Annotated in this window: 9 protein-coding genes and 1 tRNA gene; 3 read left to right on the top strand and 7 right to left on the bottom strand. The window is 33.1% G+C overall.

Translation table 11 applies throughout. The features are described from left to right. Positions 1-116: 116 nt before the first annotated feature. The 3 genes from aspS to purM all read right to left on the bottom strand — a co-directional run bounded on the left by aspS (position 117) and on the right by purM (position 4,253). On the bottom strand, positions 117-1,913 hold the full coding sequence (aspS, locus tag P856_RS03440) for an aspartate--tRNA ligase (protein WP_025300777.1): 1,797 nt from the start codon (positions 1,911-1,913) through the stop codon (positions 117-119). Positions 1,914-2,494: 581 nt separating this feature from the next. Then, positions 2,495-3,145 (bottom strand): phosphoribosylglycinamide formyltransferase, encoded by a 651-nt coding sequence (gene purN / locus P856_RS03435; RefSeq protein WP_025300776.1) that lies wholly within the window; start codon positions 3,143-3,145, stop codon positions 2,495-2,497. Between the two features lies 1 nt (position 3,146). Continuing rightward, positions 3,147-4,253: a phosphoribosylformylglycinamidine cyclo-ligase gene (gene purM / locus P856_RS03430; RefSeq protein WP_025300775.1), complete on the bottom strand. Its 1,107-nt coding sequence runs from the start codon at positions 4,251-4,253 to the stop codon at positions 3,147-3,149. Between the two features lie 116 nt (positions 4,254-4,369). Between purM and P856_RS03425 the strand changes: the two genes are divergently transcribed. Both P856_RS03425 and P856_RS04480 read left to right on the top strand, forming a co-directional pair. Next, positions 4,370-5,437 (top strand): DUF2066 domain-containing protein, encoded by a 1,068-nt coding sequence (locus P856_RS03425; protein ID WP_025300774.1) that lies wholly within the window; start codon positions 4,370-4,372, stop codon positions 5,435-5,437. Between the two features lie 1,641 nt (positions 5,438-7,078). Then, positions 7,079-7,240, top strand: a complete 162-nt coding sequence (locus tag P856_RS04480) for a hypothetical protein (protein WP_158380576.1) — start codon at positions 7,079-7,081, stop codon at positions 7,238-7,240. 2,096 nt (positions 7,241-9,336) lie between these two features. Here P856_RS04480 and rnd read toward each other — a convergent pair. The 3 genes from rnd to P856_RS03410 form a co-directional block, all read right to left on the bottom strand. Further along, positions 9,337-10,497 carry a ribonuclease D gene (gene rnd, locus P856_RS03420; protein ID WP_025300773.1) on the bottom strand — a complete coding sequence of 387 codons (1,161 nt, stop codon included), beginning with the start codon at positions 10,495-10,497 and terminating at the stop codon, positions 9,337-9,339. A gap of 1,384 nt (positions 10,498-11,881) precedes the next feature. Beyond that, positions 11,882-14,161 (bottom strand): NADP-dependent malic enzyme, encoded by a 2,280-nt coding sequence (locus P856_RS03415; RefSeq protein WP_025300772.1) that lies wholly within the window; start codon positions 14,159-14,161, stop codon positions 11,882-11,884. 170 nt (positions 14,162-14,331) lie between these two features. Further along, positions 14,332-14,419: transfer RNA gene (locus P856_RS03410), tRNA-Leu, on the bottom strand. A gap of 102 nt (positions 14,420-14,521) precedes the next feature. On the opposite strand from P856_RS03410, the gene lipB reads away from it, so the two are divergent. Beyond that, positions 14,522-15,229 (top strand): lipoyl(octanoyl) transferase LipB, encoded by a 708-nt coding sequence (gene lipB / locus P856_RS03405; RefSeq protein WP_025300771.1) that lies wholly within the window; start codon positions 14,522-14,524, stop codon positions 15,227-15,229. A gap of 2,667 nt (positions 15,230-17,896) precedes the next feature. Here lipB and P856_RS03400 read toward each other — a convergent pair. Further along, complete coding sequence (locus P856_RS03400; protein WP_044214930.1) at positions 17,897-18,895, bottom strand: mitochondrial fission ELM1 family protein; 999 nt, start codon at positions 18,893-18,895, stop codon at positions 17,897-17,899. Positions 18,896-20,694: the final 1,799 nt, after the last annotated feature.

The following is a 20,694-nucleotide window of genomic DNA, read 5'->3' as shown; positions in this document are numbered from 1 at the left end:
GAGATATCATTAATTGTATACAATTCATTTTTTTGAGTAAAGTGATACTTGGTACGCATAAGCACGGATGCCGTAGCATGTTAGTCTTCACTCATAAAGGTTAAGACGCTTAATGGTTAGCTTTCTTCTTTGATACTAGAACCCTTTGCCGCTCCGAAAGGTTCTACAAGCTTTATATGTAGTTCATTAAGCTGTTCTGTATGCACTTTGCTTGGCGCGTTCATAATCAAATCCTCGGCCTGCTGATTCATTGGGAATAGGATCACCTCACGCAGATTATTCTCATCAGCTAACATCATCACTATACGATCAATGCCAGGAGCAATACCACCGTGTGGTGGAGTACCAAACTTAAAAGCGTTGATAATAGCAGCGAATTTATCATTCACAAATTCTTGGTTGTGTCCAGCAATCTCAAACGCTTTATACATGATTTCTGGTCGATGATTTCGGATAGCGCCAGAAGATAGCTCGACACCATTACACACTAAATCATATTGGAAAGCTAGTATCTCTAACGGATTCATATTTTCTAGCGATTCTAGACCACCCTGCGGCATAGAGAAGGGATTGTGTAAAAAATCAATACTGCCAGTAACTTCATTGATTTTATACATCGGAAAGTCAACAATCCAACACATCTTAAATACTTTAACGTCTATGATATTAAGATCAGCACCTAGCTTTAGACGAGCTTGGCCAGCTATCTTAGCCGTTTCTAACTCTTCTCCTGCGGCAAAAAATATGGCATCTCCGTCTTTCATACCGGTAATTAATTGTAGTTGTTTAATTTCATCGGTTTTTAAATAATTAGCAATCGGTCCATTAGCTTTGCCTTTGTTGAAAATAATGTAGCCAAGACCTATCATGCCTTGATCTTTAGCCCAAGAATTAATGCGATCACAAAATGCTCTACTACCACACTTAGGCCCTGGGATCGCACGAACTACACCGCCACTTTGTATAATGTTTGAGAATGTGGCAAAAGCAGCTTTTTGAAAGATATCGCTTACATCAGCGATCTCAATAGGGATGCGTAGATCAGGTTTGTCAGATCCATACTTAAGCATTGCCTCTCGGTAAGCAATTCGTGGGAAGGTATTTGATATGTTCCAGTCGGAGAATTCTTTAAACACGCTTGATAAAATTTGTTCGACAGCGGAAAATACATCTTCTTGCTCCACAAAACTCATTTCCACGTCAAGCTGATAAAACTCCCCTGGGGAACGATCAGCACGACTATCTTCGTCACGGAAGCAGGGAGCGATCTGAAAGTACCGGTCAAAACCAGAAGCCATAATAAGCTGCTTGAACTGTTGAGGAGCTTGAGGTAGCGCGTAGAACTTACCTAGATGCGAACGAGAAGGCACTAGGAAATCCCGTGCACCTTCTGGCGATGAAACAGTCAGAATCGGTGTTTGAAACTCAATAAAACCTTGTGCATTCATATGACGACGAATAGAAGAAATTACGTTCGAACGTAAAATGATATTATCATGCATCCTTTTTCGACGCAGATCAAGATATCGATATCGTAGTCTCGTTTCTTCACCGGCATTTTCTTCAGAATTGACCTGCAATGGTATTTGTTCTGCTGGGGATAGCACTTCCAAATCATTAATACGGACTTCTATTTCACCTGTTGCTAAACTTACATTAACGGTCTCTTTGCTACGCCTAAGCACACGGCCAGTAATGCAAACTACACTTTCTAATCTAATTTTTTCTACTTGCTGGAATGATAATTCTTTAACGTCAGTTACGCATTGAATAATACCGTAATGGTCGCGCAGATCGAGAAATACCAGTTGTCCATGATCACGTCGACGGTGAATCCAGCCAGCTAGTCGCACAGTTTCGCCGATTTTAGTTTCAAGAATATTACGAGAATCATGTGTGCGGTAGCGGTGCATGGCATCAAAGATTGTATGGCGAAAAATTATCGCACTTTGTATGCAGGGTAGATAACCTAAGCTGCATGTTTTGTAACGTAATAATTGCAAATATCTTCAATTGATTTATTGGTAATTATAGTTTTCTGCTTAAGTAATTGAGCACAGTCAAGGTAATTTTCTTAATCTAAAGTAAAAAACCAATCTCTTACTGTTATCCACTTATTTTTTAAATAAGTTGTCTAGAATTAATAGGTGTTAAGCTAAATGTTAATCCATGATAAGATTAACTGATTATTATAAATTTGATAATCATACAACTGTCTAATATTTATTTATAACTAGAACAACATTCATGCATCACTTGAGATAATATGGTATATCTACTTTGTTAAAGTATATTACTATTTTGTTTCAAAAAAGCAACTGCTGCAACAAGTGCAATAAATTTAGATTGTAATAAATTCGACATTATCCGAGTAAGTTATGAGAATTAGCAAGTGAGATTTAGCTTTCTTCTTATGGCATATGAAATTCATTGTGCTACTACGCTAAACATTAGACTAGATTGAAGTAGATTAAATAACCAAGCGTTTTCTTGTCTAACAAGAAAACGCTTGGTGCTGCATATTGCTAGAGGCTTGGGCTATAAAAGTACGTCTTCCTTTTATCTGTATTAACCCAGTAGCTAGGATTGCAAGTCCTTTTTGGTAAATTTGATGTTCCTGTTCTAAAATTCTTGCTGACAAAGATGCCTCATTATCTTTATCCATAACTGGGACAGCGGCTTGTAGAATAATTGGGCCATCATCTACTTTTGCAGTGACTAAATGGACTGTGCATCCGGTAATTTTTACTCCAGCTTCTAGCGCTTGACGTTGCGCATGCAAACCTTTGAAGGATGGTAATAGGGAGGGGTGAATATTTAATATTTTCCCCTCCCATGTTTCAGCAAACTTTTGAGAAAAAATCTGCATAAAGCCAGCAAGACAAACAATATCACAATCTGCTTTGTGCAGAGCTAAGTTTATATCGCGCTCTAAGTTTTCTCTGTTAGAGTACGCTTTATTTTCAAATATACACGTTGGAATTGCCGCCTTAGCCGCACGTCGAAGTCCAAAGGCATTTGATTTGTTGGAGATTACCAAAGCGATCTTAGCTGGATATTCTTGCTCGTAAGAAGCATCAATAAGCGCTTGCAGATTGCTACCGTTTCCAGAGATTAATACACCAACACGCTTACGTACACTCATGCTAAGTGAATATAGAATCGAGACCGCATAATACTACCGATTCTTCGCTGCGTTGTTCAATAAATCCAACTCGCAGTGAATTTTCTCCATGTGTGTTTAATATCGATTGAACAGTATCTACGTCACTAGGACGCACTAAGACTAGCATTCCAAGCCCACAGTTGAAAGTGCGGAGCATTTCCCGTTTATCAATCTTACCTTCCTTAGCAATCCAAGTAAATACCCTGGGAGTTGTCCAACTTGTTAAATCCAACCTTAAAGCTAAATTTTTATCGAAAATTCGTGGTGGGTTTTCTAGCAACCCACCACCGGTAATATGTACAAAACCTTGCACAGCATTAGTTGCCAGAGCGGCAAGGCATGCTTTAACATATATTTTTGTTGGTGCAAGCAATGATTCAGCTATTGTTTTACTATCTTCAAATGGGGCTTTTTGCTTCCAGGTAATTCCTGTGCGCTCCATAACTTGATGTACTAATGAATATCCGTTGGAATGTAGGCCGGATGACTTGAGACCCAGAACAATGTCACCTGCTTTAATTTTTTTGCGCTCTAGCAGTTGAAATCGCTTGACAGCTCCAACTGCAAAACCCACTAGTTCGTAATCGCCTTCGTGGTACATTCCTGGCATTTCAGCGGTTTCTCCTCCGATTAGTCCGCACCCAGCTTGCTTGCAACCGTCGACAATGCCAGTTATAACTTCTTTAGCAACTCCTAGATCTAATTTGCCTGTTGCGTAGTAATCAAGAAATATTAATGGTTCAGCACCATGAACTAATAGATCGTTAACACACATTGCAACTAGATCAATTCCAATTGTATTATGTATACCGGAATTTAATGCTATTCTTAACTTAGTACCAACACCATCAGTACATGCTACTAGTATTGGATCTGAATAACCAGCTGCCTTCGGGTCAAAAAGTCCACCAAAGCCACCAATATACGTGCTCGCACCCGGGCGAGAAGTTGAGGCAGTAAGTGGTTTAAGGTTGTTTACTAGCCTTTTACCAGCGTTTATATTAACACCAGCATCGCGGTAGGTAAAATGTGTGCTATCTTTTTTGATTACCTGGTTTTTAGTAAGTTTTACTATGGTTTTCTCCATTGAGTTAAGAGCAAAGAATAATAGATCATTATGGATAATAATCTATTATTCGACAAGTGAATAATTGCGACTCTATAAGTTAATATCCATAACTTTTTAACAACTGAGGAGAAGCATTGTATTATAAATCTTTTCTTATCGTTTTTTTTACGCCCTTACTGATTACGCTATATATTAACTGGGCTTCAGCTGAGGAGATCTATACTGTTCGCGACATCCCAGTTGAGGCATTTGCTGACAATCCCTCAGCAGCTAAAGCGAAAGCAATTGCTAATGGCCGACACATCGCTTTTGAGCGTATGATCAATCGGCTAGTGCCATTAAATTCAGCTAAAGCTCTAGAAGAACAATCAGACCAGACGCTGGATAATTTAATTATCGGATTCGAAGTTGCCAATGAGAACAGCACATCAATGCGATATATTGCGAACATAAGCTTTACTTTTGATCCGGTATTGTTGCGTAATTTTTTAGTGCATAATAATTTGTCATTCGCTGAAACTTCCAGTGCCCCTGTGTTGATTATTCCAGTGCTGGATAATGATAATGGGCCAGTACTTTGGGAGGAAAGTAATGTTTTTCGCAAGGCTTGGGCTAAAGCGTTACTTGACGTTGGATTAGTTCCTATAATTATTCCACGCAGCAGTATTTCTGATATTAATGATTTGAGCACTGATGATGCTATGGGTGGCAACCTGGAAGCTTTGACTAATTTTGCTCGGACTTACGGTGCTCGTGATACTATTATTGTTGTTGCTAAACCGAGCAACAACTCTATAGACTTATTTATTCGTAGGATTGGATTATTTGGTTCTAGCAACACAATGAAGAAAAATATATTAGTAGACGACAGTGAATATAATTATGATGCACTAGTTCAATATGCGATAGGAATGATACAGGAGTCATGGAAAAGTGAAAATTTAATACAGGGTAAATTAGAATCGCAGATTACAGCTATAGTGCCGATTGATAGCATGCGGCATTGGGTAGCCATTCGTAAGGTGCTAGACAATATTATTGTTTTGCTTAAGTATGATGTGGTTCAATTAAGCAAAAAAAATGCGCTTATTAATTTGCGGATCCGTGGTACAGTAAAACAGTTGGGCATTGCTTTGGAGCAGAAGAATTTACGTATTATTTCTGTGGACGACAAATATATCATAGTCCAAACTTATTTATGAATTTAAGTGGCTTTGTGTCGCTTATGTAGTTTATCTATTGCTCTATCTCTGACAATGTCAGTCTTTAATGTTGTGAGAAAATTAATCAATGATTTATTTGAAATGCAGAGTATTAAATTTTTAATCTTTTATTTATCTTTACAGAAGATATGTATATCGTAATAAGTCGCTATGCAGTTAACTTACTTGCGGCTAAACTTTTCAACTTTAGCCGTCGGCAGCCAGCACCAAATTGTTCGAATGAGGTGGATTGTTGCACAGTAAATTTATACTTTTAAGGTATAGTGTTTTACTTATTACTTTAAGGTTTATAGTATTTACTTTTTTGCATAAACAATGTTGTATTTATTTATTAACCGGAGAAATTTTTAATTCGTTTGAGCGCAATGCCTTTTTCTGATTAGGTATTTTTAGTTTTATTGCTGCAATGAGGGGCAAGATATATTTAGAAAATGACACCAAAGTAGAAAATCATCCTAAGTAAATTGAGTAGCTTTTGTAAAAAATTAACAGCCATTTATCACTATTATTGTTTATTAAATAAATGCTGATTGTATCTTATTTTTATCTATCTCCCGGAAGATCAAACATTAATTTAGGTTGCTATTTTAGAATAAGTTCTTAAAAAAGTAAAGCTAGTCTTAGAAATCGATCTCTATTGTAAGATATATCTCTATTGTAAGATATAAATTATTTCTGTAAATATCTTTACTAAATTAATCGATCAACGATTCCGTTGTATTATTATTGTTAATTAAGTAAATTTCGTTTATGCACTAAAACAAAATCTACTTTAATTTAGTTTCTCCTATTTGCTTTTAGGGTATCATGGTAGAAATTAGAGTTTAAGTGTCCGTTTTATTGATTTAATTAATAACCTAAGGTCATAAGTAAATTTTAACGATAGAGAGTAATTTTAGTTTTATTATAATCAGTTGCTGACTCTAAACGCCTAAAAGAGCTACTGTTCTGTATGTTAATAAGTTAAACGTGAAAATAAAATTAAACATATTTTTATCTACAGCAAAATATCTACAGCAAAATTGACTTTAGCAAAATAAAGTTAACAATATTTTATTGCCAATGGTAAGAGTTGCTATTCTGTTAGGAGCAAAATTAAGCATGAAATTATTTCATTTTAAGAATTTTTTTGTAAAAATTACTATTGTCTAATAATTAAAAGATCAAATAAAAAAATAAATTATCTTAATTATTTCTTAAGCTCCTGAAGGAGGGGTAAGCATTAGATTAATTTTTAAACTATAAAGAAAACAAATGGTATTTATTCAAATATTTGCCTAATCTACACTTAAGAAAGTGTATAAATATTTAGTAATAAAATTCAATAATTTAAATTACTTAAAAACCATACTCTATTGCAAAGACAATAATTTAATGGATTTATAGATAAATGTAGGCTAACGCGTTGTTGTGGATGTAAGTAAGATACCGTCTAAAGTATCTGCTTAAGCTTAAGAAGAGCTGATGATTGGATAATATTAATTGATCCTCATATTCATTTCATTTTAGATGAACTACTAGATAAGATTCATAGAGTAAATATTATTAAATATTAATAGAGTAAATTTATTGTTATTTCTATAACTAGAATCTCGTCTAGCTAGTGGCTAGATATACTGGATGTGCTTGTTAGCAATGTTGTTGCTTGATCCGCAGATAATTTTTTCCATTATTAGATTAGGTGATCGGTTGAAAAAGTTGGATGTTGTTACTCTGGATCTGATTGGATTAATGAAGTCAATTGTTGATGGACAATCGGTCGTATGTTTGAAGGCATTGTGAACATTATTTTCCGCGCGGTGAAGTCGCTAATTTCTTAATTTCCGCTTATCGAACGGCGGCCATTTTAGTCTTACCAGATTTGTTGTGTCTTCTATGCGACGACGCGGTTTGTTAATGATGACCCCCAACAATTTTGTACATTCAAGCTAAAAGCTGTGCAGGTTTAACCGATTACGAATAAGTTATTGAGCGAACTAATAACCATCTAACTAAAAGTTTTGTTCTTTTTATAAGATTGTATTCAAAGTTGAATTATTGTTTGTGTCGGAATTTTATAAATATAGTTTTTGATAGCCACATGATTTAGTTTTTAGTAAAAAATAATAATTTACTCTAAACAGAATACATGCAGGGATCTTCTTTAGGAAGATTTTGATCTAACAATTAGTAAATCTAATTAATACATTAAATTAGATTTATTCAAGAAATTTATTACTATAATTATCTTATACCCTTCAATAGCAGATTTTTATTATATCTGTAATTCAAAGTATGTTACATTTTTAAGACAATTAGCAAAGGAAAAGCAATTTATTGTGCATTTGTTTAAAGCATAAGTTAATCTAATTTTATTACAGATAATATCATTAGTAGGATATGCTAATTTTGACTCGTTAAATTATTAGTTATGTTGGCCGGGTAAAATTTATTGCTTATAAGCAAATCCCAGAAGATTTTTTTTAAATCATTCTGATAATACAATTTAGTTTATTTCTATGAGCCATTAAAACTTAAGTACTTTTAGGTATGATGTTAGCAATATTTAATTATAACAAGGAGTTAAGTGAATAACTAGCTAAAGAATAATGATTACAAAGATATCGTATTATGTTTCCATGAATATTAAAAATTACATAGTTTTTTGGGAGAGTTGAGTTTCAATTGCCTAATTTAATAAACAACCAGACATTGTTGTTCGAAGATTATTTAATTTATTAAAGACAAAAACTTGCTATATTAGCAATATGCATATTTTTTAACATAAAAGTTTGGTCTTTTTTTTTTAAAGAATGGGTTATTGCGACAGGCAGCTGTTTATTTATCTGATTAAAGATATTAATCATTTTGTGTCTGAATACTTAAAAGAACTATTAATCGATGCGAAGAATTTAGCAAATATCTTAAGAAGAATATTTTTAATAAGTCAAAATGCATAGAACTTTCTTTAATTTGCTTCACTTGTTAGATTAATTAGTTCAGTGAGTGCTAATAGCAGTTGGCTGGAAGCTGTACTATGCTAATGCAATATTGTGCTTAATCACTAAATCTCTAATTATAATGCTAACAAATACAAGTTTTGTTAACAATCGCAAAACTGCTGAGTAGTTTAATTAATTAATAGTTTATGAATAATATTTGTTTCGAAGAACCATATAACGATGGTAATTATTTATTTAATCTAATTAACAAAAGTTTTCCATTTATCATGACTAATTTAGCATTAGGACAATCAATTAAAACTAAAGATATTTTAAGGGATCGTATTTTTATTTAATTATCTATAAGAGTAGACTAGCTTAAGATCTAGTATTTTACCAAATATTAATATACTGGAGTATAATAATTAATTTATTTTTTTTTGATTATTATTAATCTTTTTTTAAGTTATTCAAAAATATAGCAATATTTTTGGATAAACAAAAAACAATTCTATCCTTATTATAATGTCACTAACAAGAAATGAATTCTCCCAATTAGTAAAATTGGCTTTTAATTGCTTTAATCTGCTGTATAATGTTTATCATTGTAATGAGTGCTTTCTAGTGCTTATACCGATCACAGATTGTAATTAAAAATTTTCTATTTATTACTTGAGTGGCTAATTAATAAAAACAATATTCTGCTATGCATTTTATATTTGGTTTTTTATTATTAAAAATTCCTCTATCCCAAACTATACGCGTAAAAATTTACTGTTACATACACAGACCACCTTTATTTAGCAAAATTTGTGATAGTTTATAAATTATATTAATCTGCAAATAATATTTTGAATTAACTTGAACGGTTTCTATGAGTTTATTTGAGGTACGCAATTACACTTAAACTAGCTTATCTTACAGTTCAGCAATAGTGAATTTTTAATCTTTCTTCTTTTATTTAGGAACTTTGATCAGTGTCAGTCGATTATTTATTGTGTCGAAGGCAAATGCGAGCTTGCCTTGCTTAACTGCCAAGGCTACTTTACCGAATATTTCTCTACGCCAGCCTTTCATAGCAGGTAAATCTGCAGTATCTTCAGCCGCTATAGCATCTAGATCGTTAGCGTTAGCTACTAGCTTTGGGGCTACGTTGTACTTTTTGCACTGTAATTTTAGTAGGACTTGTAACATTTCAACTATTGGTTGACGCTCTTGTGCTTTACCTTGATTAGGAATTGCCTTAGGCCAGGTGTTCTTCGGTGATTCTAGGGCTATTTTTATAACCTCCAGTATTTCCTTAATCATTCTGTTATTGAGGGATTTGCGATTGAAAAATTGAGAGCACGACAATTCGGTGCTAGAAGTTGGTAATTGCGAAGCAATGTATACTAATGCATCGTCTTTCAGGATATAATTCCGAGGAATATCGCTTTTTTGAGCTTTCAATTCTCGCCATGCAGCTAAGGCGCGTAGTACAACAAGAAAGTTTTGTTTATTGGAGCGGGTTTTTATTCTTTTCCAGCACTCTTCTGGTTTTATAATGTAAGTCGAAATATCAGTTAGTATTGCCATCTCTTCTTCAAGCCATTTTAAGCGATTAGTTTTAATTAGCCGATTCGATAAGCATTCGTAGCAAGGACGGAGATGGATTACATCGCCTAGCGCATAATCGATTTGTTGGGTTGACAATGGCCTTTGACTCCAGTCAGTGAAACGATAGGATTTGTCTAAGATTACTCCAGTTATTACTCGCACCATGCGATCGTAACTCACAGCGTTACCAAGGCCACACACCATTCCAGCAACCTGAGTATCGAACATTGGCACTGGGACCTGATTAGTCATATGTACGAATATCTCAGTATCTTGACGAGCCGCGTGAAAAACTTTAAGCACATTATGATTAGCCATCAGATCAAAAAGTGGCATTGGGTTTATATCAGGTGCCAGGATATCGACTGCAACGACATCATGTTCGCCAGCAAGTTGAACTAAACAAAGTTTAGAATAATATGTTTTGTTTCTGAGGAATTCTGTATCTATTGCAACATAAGGCTCTTCTGCAATGCGGTTGCAAACTGCTGATAAGGTTTGCGTATCGTTGATAAGGTTCATGAATAAATAAGTACACAATTTTTTAAATTGTGAAAGTATTTAGATTTTATACTTATAATGTCAAATTAATAAATCTTGATTTGATAGACACTTAATTATTAACCTGCGCTGATAGACAGCAAATAAAGCTACGTTCATCTGTCAATAAATAAATAGACTTGTAGTGTTAAATTAACTCTTATAAAAATTATCTGATTTTGCTAATTAATTTTTATTTTTTAAAAATCTAGAAATATAATTACTTTATAGTGAATTATTGATTATATTCCTTTATAAGATAAAATTGCTAAATGAGAATATAAATCATTTATTTTTATCATGATTTTTATAATAGTTAACGACCATTTAAGCAATATTTTATAAATTATTCTTGGTATGTGAATTATACAGCATATAATAATAAATTATGTAAAATAATTACCATTATTTAAATAATAATAACATGATATTGATCATTATAAATTACATTGATAATGTTTTTATTACTTTATAAAGTTAGTTGTATTGGCTGATAATAGGTTTTAATTGTACTTTACACTAATCAATTTACGCAATTATTTGTACTTAATGTAATTTCTGTGTAAAAGTAAGTAAGGTTAAATAATATACCAAATGTAATCTACTATTGATTGCGGATACGAACTCTATTTTTTTTAATGTTGTGTTGTCATTATATTTATAAATAGTTAACACAAATCAGTACTTTCTTTCAATAACGGCAAAACTATAAATTTATAGTATAATGCTATACATCTTAATTTAAAAAAAGTAAGTAATAAACTCTTGATTATTACTTCACTATAAATAATCAATAATAATTATTGATTATTTATTATCTTGATTAAAGATTTAATTAATTTTTAATTTTTGTTAAAATGTTAGCTGTATTTTTTTTAAATACAGATTATTTTTTAGCAGAAAACTTAACAATTCTTGTAAATATTCAAACCATACTTGTACAATAGATTAACTAATTTAGCACAAGCTAAGAGTGTTGTTACGACAACAAAAACCTTATTATTTATTAGTTATATATCTTGCTAAAGCTAAGAGCTGGCTATAATAGCAAAAGTTGGATCATCAATTCATAAACTCACTCTTATACAATTCAAAAGTTTAACCTATCAAGTATAATATTTTTGGTGTTGAATAAATGCAAAAATTAAATAGTTATAAGATAAAACATACGGATAGATAATAATTATCGAGAAATCATGGATGGCTGTGGTAGTGTATAAGCGCAAATCGATGCTTAAAATTGCGTACAAATACAAATTTTTTGCTAAAAATCATTGTTGATAATTGATTTTTTCAGTAAATATAAAAACAATTGATCTTTATTTCATTTTATATAGCAGTTAATAACTATTATGATGTAGATAATTTAACGTGCGATCTGATTTGCTTGAGCATCAACCACAGCGACGGCAGTCATATTGATTATCCCACGCACAGTTACTGACTGAGTAAGTATATGAATTGGTTTTGCTGATCCAATAAGCATCGGCCCCACAGACAAACCCTGGGCAGCAGTTTTCATTAAATTAAACGCTACGTTAGCAGAATCTAACGTAGGCATCACTAAAATGTTAGCTGTTCCACTTAAGCGAGAATTAGGGAAAGTGCGATTGCGCACTACCTCGGATAGTGCGCTATCAGCCTGCATTTCACCTTCAACTTCGAGACTAGGATGTTTAATTGCTAATTTTGATACTGCTTCACGCATCTTGCGAGCCGAAGGTTTGTCAGACGAACCAAAATGGGAGTGAGAAACAAAAGCTACCTTAGGCTCTATACCAAATGAGAGCACTTCATTTATTACCAAATCAACCATCTCGACGAGTGCGTCTGCGCTTGGGTCTGGAGTGACGTGAGTATCAACCATAAAGTATGGACCTTGTGGTAGAATCAGTAGACTAACAGCTGCAAGTTCGTTTATTCCATTCCTGGTGCCAATTATTTGACGCACATGATCTAGATGGTCCCAATATTGACCCACCGTACCGCAGATAGCTGCTTCAGCTTCGCCAAGTTGCATCATTAAGCTAGCGATAACTGTGTTATTAGTACGTACTATCTCAAGAGCCTTTTTGAGCGATACTCCGCGGCGCTCCATAAGTTTATGGTATGCAGTACAATATAGCTCATATCTTGACTCTTTGTTGATATCTATTACATCTACTTCGCAACCAATCTTTAGCCTTAAACCCAATTTAGCTAAATTATTCTCAATTACGTCTGGGCGCCCTATTAAAATAGGATAGGCTAACTTCTCATCTAGTATTGATTGCACTGCGCGCAGTACTCGTTCTTCTTCTCCTTCTGCAAACACTACTCGCTTAGGCAGCTCTCGAGCCTTAGAAAAGATTGGGTGCATTACTTGTCCGGAGCGGTAAACAAATTGCGACAGTTTTTGACGATAAGCGCTAAAATCTTTAATAGGTCTGGTAGCTACTTTACTATTCATTGCCGCCTGTGCAACACGCGGAGCGATTTCTATGATTAATCGTGGATCAAATGGCTTGGGAATCAGATATTCTGACCCAAAAGATAGTTCTTCTTGGCCGCTGTAAGCAGAAGCGACCACATCTGAAGCTTCATGCATCGCCAAATCTGCTATAGCAGATACAGCAGCTATTTTCATCTCTTCGTTGATAGTGGTAGCTCCTACGTCAAGTGCGCCGCGGAATATAAAAGGAAAACATAAAACGTTGTTCACTTGGTTTGGATAGTCAGAACGGCCGGTTGCTATAATGACGTCTTCACGTACCGCTTTAGCTTCTTCTGGCATGATTTCTGGTATAGGATTTGCTAATGACATAATGATAGGGTTGACATTCATAGACTTTATCATGTTTGGCTTTAGAACACCTGGAACAGATAGGCCGAGGAAAATATCGGCTCCTTTTATCGCTTCGGCTAGGGTGCGCATAGGTGTATTTCTTGCGTAGCGGGCGATTACTTGGTTCATTTGAGGGCGGCCAGTATAAACTACGCCGTCAATGTCGGTCAGTATTACGTTTTCGATTTTTAGTCCCATTACTACCAGTAGATTTACACAAGCCATGGCAGCAGCACCCGCACCTGAGGTTACTAATCGAATAGAATCGAATTGTTTGTCAACTAAACGCAAAGCATTAAATATTGCAGCTGCTACGCAAATGGCTGTGCCGTGCTGATCATCATGAAATACTGGAATATTCATACGTTTTCGTAATTTACTTTCGATTTCGAAGCATTCGGGCGCTTTGATGTCTTCCAGATTAATTCCTCCAAATGTTGGCTCTAAAGCAGCAACTACATCAACAAAGCGATCGACTTCCGGTTCAGCAATCTCTATGTCAAAAACGTTAATATCTGCGAATTTCTTAAATAATACAGCTTTACCCTCCATTACTGGTTTGGAAGCGAGCGGACCAATATTACCAAGACCAAGTACAGCTGTGCCGTTGGTTATCACGCCAACGAGATTTTGACGAGCAGTATAAAGTGCTGCTGTAGTAGGATCTTCTGCGAGGGCGATGCATGGGTGTGCAACTCCTGGAGAATATGCTAAGGATAAATCGTGTTGCGTTGCCATCGGCTTTGTAGGTACCATGGCCATTTTTCCAGGCACTGGTTTCTCATGATAATATAATGCAGAGTCTTTAAGATTTTGCGCCATTCCTAACTCCACTAGGCATGCGTTTTAGTGTGCTTGATCTTGCTATATAACCTACTTAAACGCACTAATAGGTTATTGACAGGGGTATGATGGTATCTTTTAACATAAATAAAGCCTGCGTTATCGCCCCGAGCGGCTTTATCGTTTTTTTAAAATGAATAAAAAGAATGTGGTGCGGTCGAGAAGACTTGAACTTCCACCCGTACTACCGGACAGCGACCTCAACGCTGCGCGTCTACCAAATTCCGCCACGACCGCATCTTGTCAGTTATTTAGTAATAAGTTAAACTTACGACAATATAAATACATCTAATCAAGTTATCTCCATAAAGTTCTTGTTAAAAACAGCATCTATCTTCCATGACACTAGCATATTTCACAAATCAGGTCGAGCAGACATTTTTTAAAGAAATCAATTGGTGTCGTGATAACGGAATGGTAGAATATCAAACGGCAGTAGCCAAAATGGAGCGATTAGTTAAGGCCATTCGTCAAGGTGATGCTCTAGAAACTGTCTGGTTACTGGAGCATCCGCCAATTTATACTGCTGGCACGAGTGCGGATAATTCTGACTTGCTAAAGCCGGATCGTTTCCCGGTATTTCGTACTGGAAGAGGTGGTGAGTTCGCATATCATGGTCCAGGACAACGGATAGCTTATGTTTTCTTGGACTTGAAGCGTCGTCACTTAAATGTGCGAGCCTATGTACATGCACTGGAAGAATGGTTAATTCAAGCATTACAACATTTTGGAGTGCAAGGAGAGCGACGTGAGGGTAGAGTAGGTATTTGGGTGCGCCGTATTGACTTAGGTGATCCAATACGTGAAGACAAACTCGCAGCAATTGGTGTAAGAGTGCAGCGTTGGGTAACTTTACACGGCGTTGCTTTAAACGTTAATCCTGATCTATCGCATTTCGATGGCATCGTTCCTTGTGGGATATCCAATCACGGTATCACTAGTCTTATAGATCTTGGGGTATCGGCAAAAATGAGTGAAGTGGATGAAGCATTAGCTGATGCATTCAACAAGGTGTTTAGCTCATATGGGAAGAAGGTATTTCGCTAGCTTAAATAAATCAATTTGCTAATGTTATCTTAAAACTTATTTTTACTTTATATGCATTTTATAATGAAAAGTATAAAATCATATAAAATTAGATAACATCACTGTTTTGTGTAATTAACACATTATTTTTAATATCATTTAAACATCGTACGCAGGCAATATCTATTTAATTTTGTTTAAAGATAAACAAAATTATGTTTTTATCTAATTGAAAAGTCGCCAAAACTTGATATTGATAAAATTCTTACACATTAATACGTATGGCCATATTAAGGTAAAATTGAGGCCAGTAATAAAAATTGTTGTTTTTGCGAAAATATGAAGAACATTTTGGTTTTTTTAAATTTGTAAAAGGATTGGCATCATAGTTTTTTTTACATCTAGTATGTTTTTGCTAAGTAAAATATCTCTTTTATTATAGCCATGCTGTTGTAGAAAAAATTAATTTGCCAATGTATCTCTGCGCCGTGACTGTTTTACCATAATCAATTTATTAGCTGCTTGTCTGAGTTTTATAGTTCAGAGTATTATACTCCTGCTGCCTAAAATATTTAGCTAATGGCTAATTTTTATTAATTGATAACATGTATATAGATTTTTTTAATCAAAAAAAATAAATCGTTTTCTATGATCTCAACACTAAATTCATCTTCTGAATCTGACGTAAATCTTTTTTTTGTGTGCAAAAAGCTTAATTTAATACCATTGAATCAGTAATATTTATAATTTAAATATCCTGTTTGTTATTACTCGTGCTTATGGGGTAATTAGTTGATTATTTTTAATAATATTACTTTTCGATTATAGATCCTATACCTTTACTTTCATAATAAATTTGGATATCTGGTTGGTTTATCATAATATAAAGCTTAGAATTGCTATGTAGGAAAATTTAGTAACGTTACTACTAAAATTGTGATTAAGCAATTTTTCTCACAGCGTATACTACAATATAAATTTATTAATTTATGCTTTGCCAAATCGTTTAATGTTAAGTTGATTAACTAAAGTAAGAAAATTTAAGGCCACAGTTATTCCTGTTAAGAATTTTAAACCGACTTTATTATTAAAATTAAAATATTTAAGCAATAATAAATATTGCACTTAACATAAGCTACTTAAATTTAAAATTTATTATCATAAAAAAGTGTTCTTTATGCATTTTGATATGAGGTTTTACAATAAATAACTGTTAAATGATTGTAGTAGTTAAAATTCTACTTATTATTTTGATTTAATTTGAACAAATATTGATACCATGTATTTATGTTTTGATCTATTCTATCTTGCTTAAATTTTTTAAGGTTTATAAATGAAATTGATATTGAATGTCTGGCTGCACAGAGAGAAGAAAGCTTAGCTAATAATGTCTTACTTTAACCTAAATTTTATATAATTTACACATTTTTAATTTGTATTATACAAATAATTACGGTAGAACGTGTAAGAATTAATTACACAAAATGATAAAAATAAACCACTTTGTGTAATATCGATACTAATAAAAACAATTTTGAAAAGCTCACTAGACGCGCGTTGGACGCATATGCTATTATAGCCGCAGACTGTCTTTTGCATTATAGTAATTTGCACAATGATTAATGCTCTAATAATTACTGCTTAGACATAAGTTCATTAACGGTCCTGCATACAAATAAACCAATTGCTAGAAACATGAAGTAGTTTTGTAACTAAATTAATTTTAGTAACAAAACTAATTTAGTTACAATGAAATGCAAATTGCATGCTAAATATTAAAAATAGCCTCTAGCGAGTGAGGCATAATGCAGGATTTTACTTTAAAGTATTATTTTTATAATTAGGATTCTAAAATCAAAAAATTTTTATTTTATAAAAACTGATTAGCGCCTAAAGTAAAAGCAGAATTTCAAATCAGAAATTCTAATACGATAGTAGAAATAAAATCTTTAATTAAATATGGTTTTAAAATTATAAATTTGATCGGTGACAACATCAGATAATAGTTCTATATATTCTCCAATATGTCATAAGTAGTCTAATATATTTGATATAGCTTGATTTTATCCGCTAGCTACTATCCTCTTAAGGGATGAAAATTTAGCATCTTTTTTTATGGAACTAGCGGTAATATAGTAGAAATCGATTGTTATGCTAGCTAGATTACTTAGCAAAATTTAAATGCATTGAAAAATAAGCAGCACTACATACAATTGCGATTGATTAATAGTAATTTACTTACTTCCAGGTATATTTGTTGCAGCATTGATAGGGTCTATTAGCTTATCCATAAAAGGATACCAGTCAAATCTTTCAAAACTTCTTTTTGTAAATGTATTAGTCGTATTTTAATAAAAATGCCTTTGGTTTGTTTAACCCTTAAATGAATTATCTACACTGATTGTAACCTAAGGTTACGATTGGTACCTTTTTAACGAGCTAAACAGGTTCAACCAAAGGTTGGTTTGTAGAGAAACAATAATGAAGGCAGCGAATAGATTAATTGTTTTAGAAAGATGTATACTTGTTTTGTTATATTAATTTTTATATGTGAATCATTATTACTTAAAGTATAACTTTAGCACCGCACTCTCTAATCGATAAAACTAAGTACTGTACCTCATCAAAATGGCAATCATGCTGATATTTGTAATATCGCCAATTAGTATATCTTAGTAATTATTGTAATTATTTCTTTAGAAGGAAAAATCTTTTGGCTAAAAGTTTTAGCATAATTGCAGCAACTCTGCTTGTTTCACGCAGGGGCTCGTAAGTCCAATGTTCTAGTCGTCCGACGAATGGCCTAGTATAGCCTTCATTTCTTAATCTTTTATGAAAGGCTGCGAGCTTTCCAGTTTCTTGCTCGATAGTTGCGATGTGCAATGGCTTACCTGTACTGCAGGCTTCTGATATCATGTTGACTGAATCAGATGTAACTACAATTGCTTCGCATAAGTGTAAGAAAGCAAGATAAGGGTTCTTACCTAAACCAGTCCAGATGATACCAGGAAGATCGCTCAGTCCATTCAAGAGTGCAACTTTAGTTGCTTCGCTTGTACGACGCGAACAGGCGATGAGTAAGGATCCACGGCTACTTTGCGACATTGTCCGCAAATCTTTCACAAAGCTATTTACAGCTTTAGGCGAAAAATTATAGCGCTTATTCGATCCACCGACATTTACTGCGATTAATGGACTAGGTAAGTTAGCTACTTTAGTTAACCAAGGCTTTGCTGCTTCAGCTAGCTGTTGTGGTTCTTGATAATTAAGCGAGCCAAATGTCGTGATAACATTTTTTCCTCGTATATTATCGTGTTCTGGAACTATAAGCATATCGAAATTACGTGGATGAATATGCGGATCTTGTATATGAGCCAAAAATGGTCGTGAACTAGCTAAGGAACGTATTGCTAAAGCTACTCCAGCGGTTCTTCGACCGCAGGAAATAATCACTTCTGGCCAACGTTTATCTATATTACCGCAACTGATTGTCGGTAATATAGATGCCACCTGCCCGAGCAATGGCATAGCTCGTAGTAACCAGCTTGGTTTAATGTGTTTAATTATCGGATTTAAGCCAGCTGCAGCTGCAAGCCCCAGACACTGTATGTGTTTTCCAACGATATCATCACTAAGTACCCAACACAAAAGATCTATATTTAAAGATGCGTTTATTTTGTTATACATTTAATTTTCTTTCACTATAAAAGGAATCTCAAAGATCCAAAAGTTTTACTTAACTTAAGAAAATCCTGCTAGGAGGATGATTAAATGCGATAATAAATTTTTCTGAATTATATTCTTTTATCACTATTGTGATAGTACTTAAGGGGAAATAATTATTATTTGTAATTAGTAGTACTTAATTTTAGATATTAAATATAAATTCTGCTTGCTAGGCAAAATTGATTTTGTCTATGGTTAATATTTCTGGTAGTCTATGGTTAATATTTCTGGTAGTCTATGGTTAATATTTCTGGTATACAATGTCTAGTGGATGCGGTATATTTTAAAAATACATAATAATTAACTAGCCTTTACTAAGTTTTTTGTTGATTAAAATAATAAGTATTTTTGTTTTTTAAAATTACTTACGTAGGTAGTGAGGAAGTAAATTATGTGTAATTTAATATTAGGTAGTGAGGAAGTAAATTATGTGTAATTTAATATTAAAATAATATCTTTAAATTAGGTAAATACTGTTTTATTATCTTGCACAATTGATTAAAGTAACAAACAATTTGTATTATTATTGAAGGATTTGCTTATTTCTTAACGATTAAGATTATGCTTAACTCACAACGAGTAATTTTCGCTTAAACGAAATAGAGCTTACTAAGCTTTTTGCTAATTTGAAATAAGACTAGCAGTTTATTGCAACTATTTATTTTTATCCATTTGTAAAAGAAACTAACTAGAATGGTTACTAAATTAATTTTGATAGTAAATTTTTTGATCTAAAAATGAAATATTTAACACAGCAATAATACTTATTACAGTTTTATCTATAAATTGTTTAACTTGGATTGTAGATTTTATCTTTGAATTATTATTCAATAGTATTGATTATTTTTAATAAATTTTTGCACGATACAAATGTTATGTAATGATTAACTTTTAATTTTTTATTCTTTATCATCCGATATAAAAGTATTACTGAATAATAGTGTTTGCTGTTTATACACTAGGAGTTTTGTTTATTATTATTTTATAATTTTTCCTTACTTTAAAAAGTATTCTTCTATGTTTTTCCACTAGATACTTTTAACCCGCGATAAATGTATTTGATTGGAGTACAAATCTAAAAGTTTAGTTTTTATTTTTGAGTAGCACCTGTTAATTCATTAGTTTATCAAACAGCTGTGGAATAGCTTTATTATGAATTCAATTTAACCGATAAATTTTATCCTTGGTTGATCTTCCAACAAATCCTCTGTTGGAAGTATTTGGTTAAATAGATTTTATCCTAAATCGGTTTTATTATTTTTTCTATTTCATTTAGAGTGAGTAGTTCTTATTAAGCTAATATCTAAACTATCTGTTTAGATATTAGCTTAATAAGAACTACATAGTTTACTGTATTGTAATCCTCAATAACTTAATATCAAGCATATTATTTAATCCTGTATTAGAGATAAGCTGAAAAGACATTATAATTTTTTAAATTATACTACATCTAAGTATAAGCTTTACATTAAGCATGATTTGTACTTTAACGCTATTGCGATGATTAGATCTTTCTTTAACAAATTTTATTATGCAGTGCATGTCATTTTCTGAAATGAGCTATTCATTTTAAATAAACTTAAATTTTATTTACGATAAGCTTATACGATATTTATTATACAGCTAATTGTTCCTTAGATTGTTTGTGCGAAGTAGATGATAAAAATTTTACCGTATTACGCTTGTATAACTTTTTTTATTTATAAAAGTTTTACTATTTACTTAATCATTCTTCTAATTACTGAGCATGAATAACTCAC

It is taken from the genome of Candidatus Endolissoclinum faulkneri L5 (genome assembly GCF_000510265.1).
Lineage (GTDB): Bacteria > Pseudomonadota > Alphaproteobacteria > Thalassobaculales > Thalassobaculaceae > Thalassobaculum > Thalassobaculum faulkneri_A.
The sequence above is the reverse complement of the archived record's forward strand: the minus strand, read 5'-3'. Positions and strand labels throughout refer to the sequence as shown.

Coding starts and splice junctions, on each gene's coding strand:
- rnd (WP_025300773.1), bottom strand. CDS start 10,497: ATGAACCTTATCAACGATACGCAAACCTTATCAGCAGTTTGCAACCGC.
- purN (WP_025300776.1), bottom strand. CDS start 3,145: ATGAGTGTACGTAAGCGTGTTGGTGTATTAATCTCTGGAAACGGTAGC.
- P856_RS03415 (WP_025300772.1), bottom strand. CDS start 14,161: ATGGCGCAAAATCTTAAAGACTCTGCATTATATTATCATGAGAAACCA.
- aspS (WP_025300777.1), bottom strand. CDS start 1,913: ATGCACCGCTACCGCACACATGATTCTCGTAATATTCTTGAAACTAAA.
- lipB (WP_025300771.1), top strand. CDS start 14,522: ATGACACTAGCATATTTCACAAATCAGGTCGAGCAGACATTTTTTAAA.
- P856_RS04480 (WP_158380576.1), top strand. CDS start 7,079: ATGTGCTTGTTAGCAATGTTGTTGCTTGATCCGCAGATAATTTTTTCC.
- purM (WP_025300775.1), bottom strand. CDS start 4,253: ATGGAGAAAACCATAGTAAAACTTACTAAAAACCAGGTAATCAAAAAA.
- P856_RS03400 (WP_044214930.1), bottom strand. CDS start 18,895: ATGTATAACAAAATAAACGCATCTTTAAATATAGATCTTTTGTGTTGG.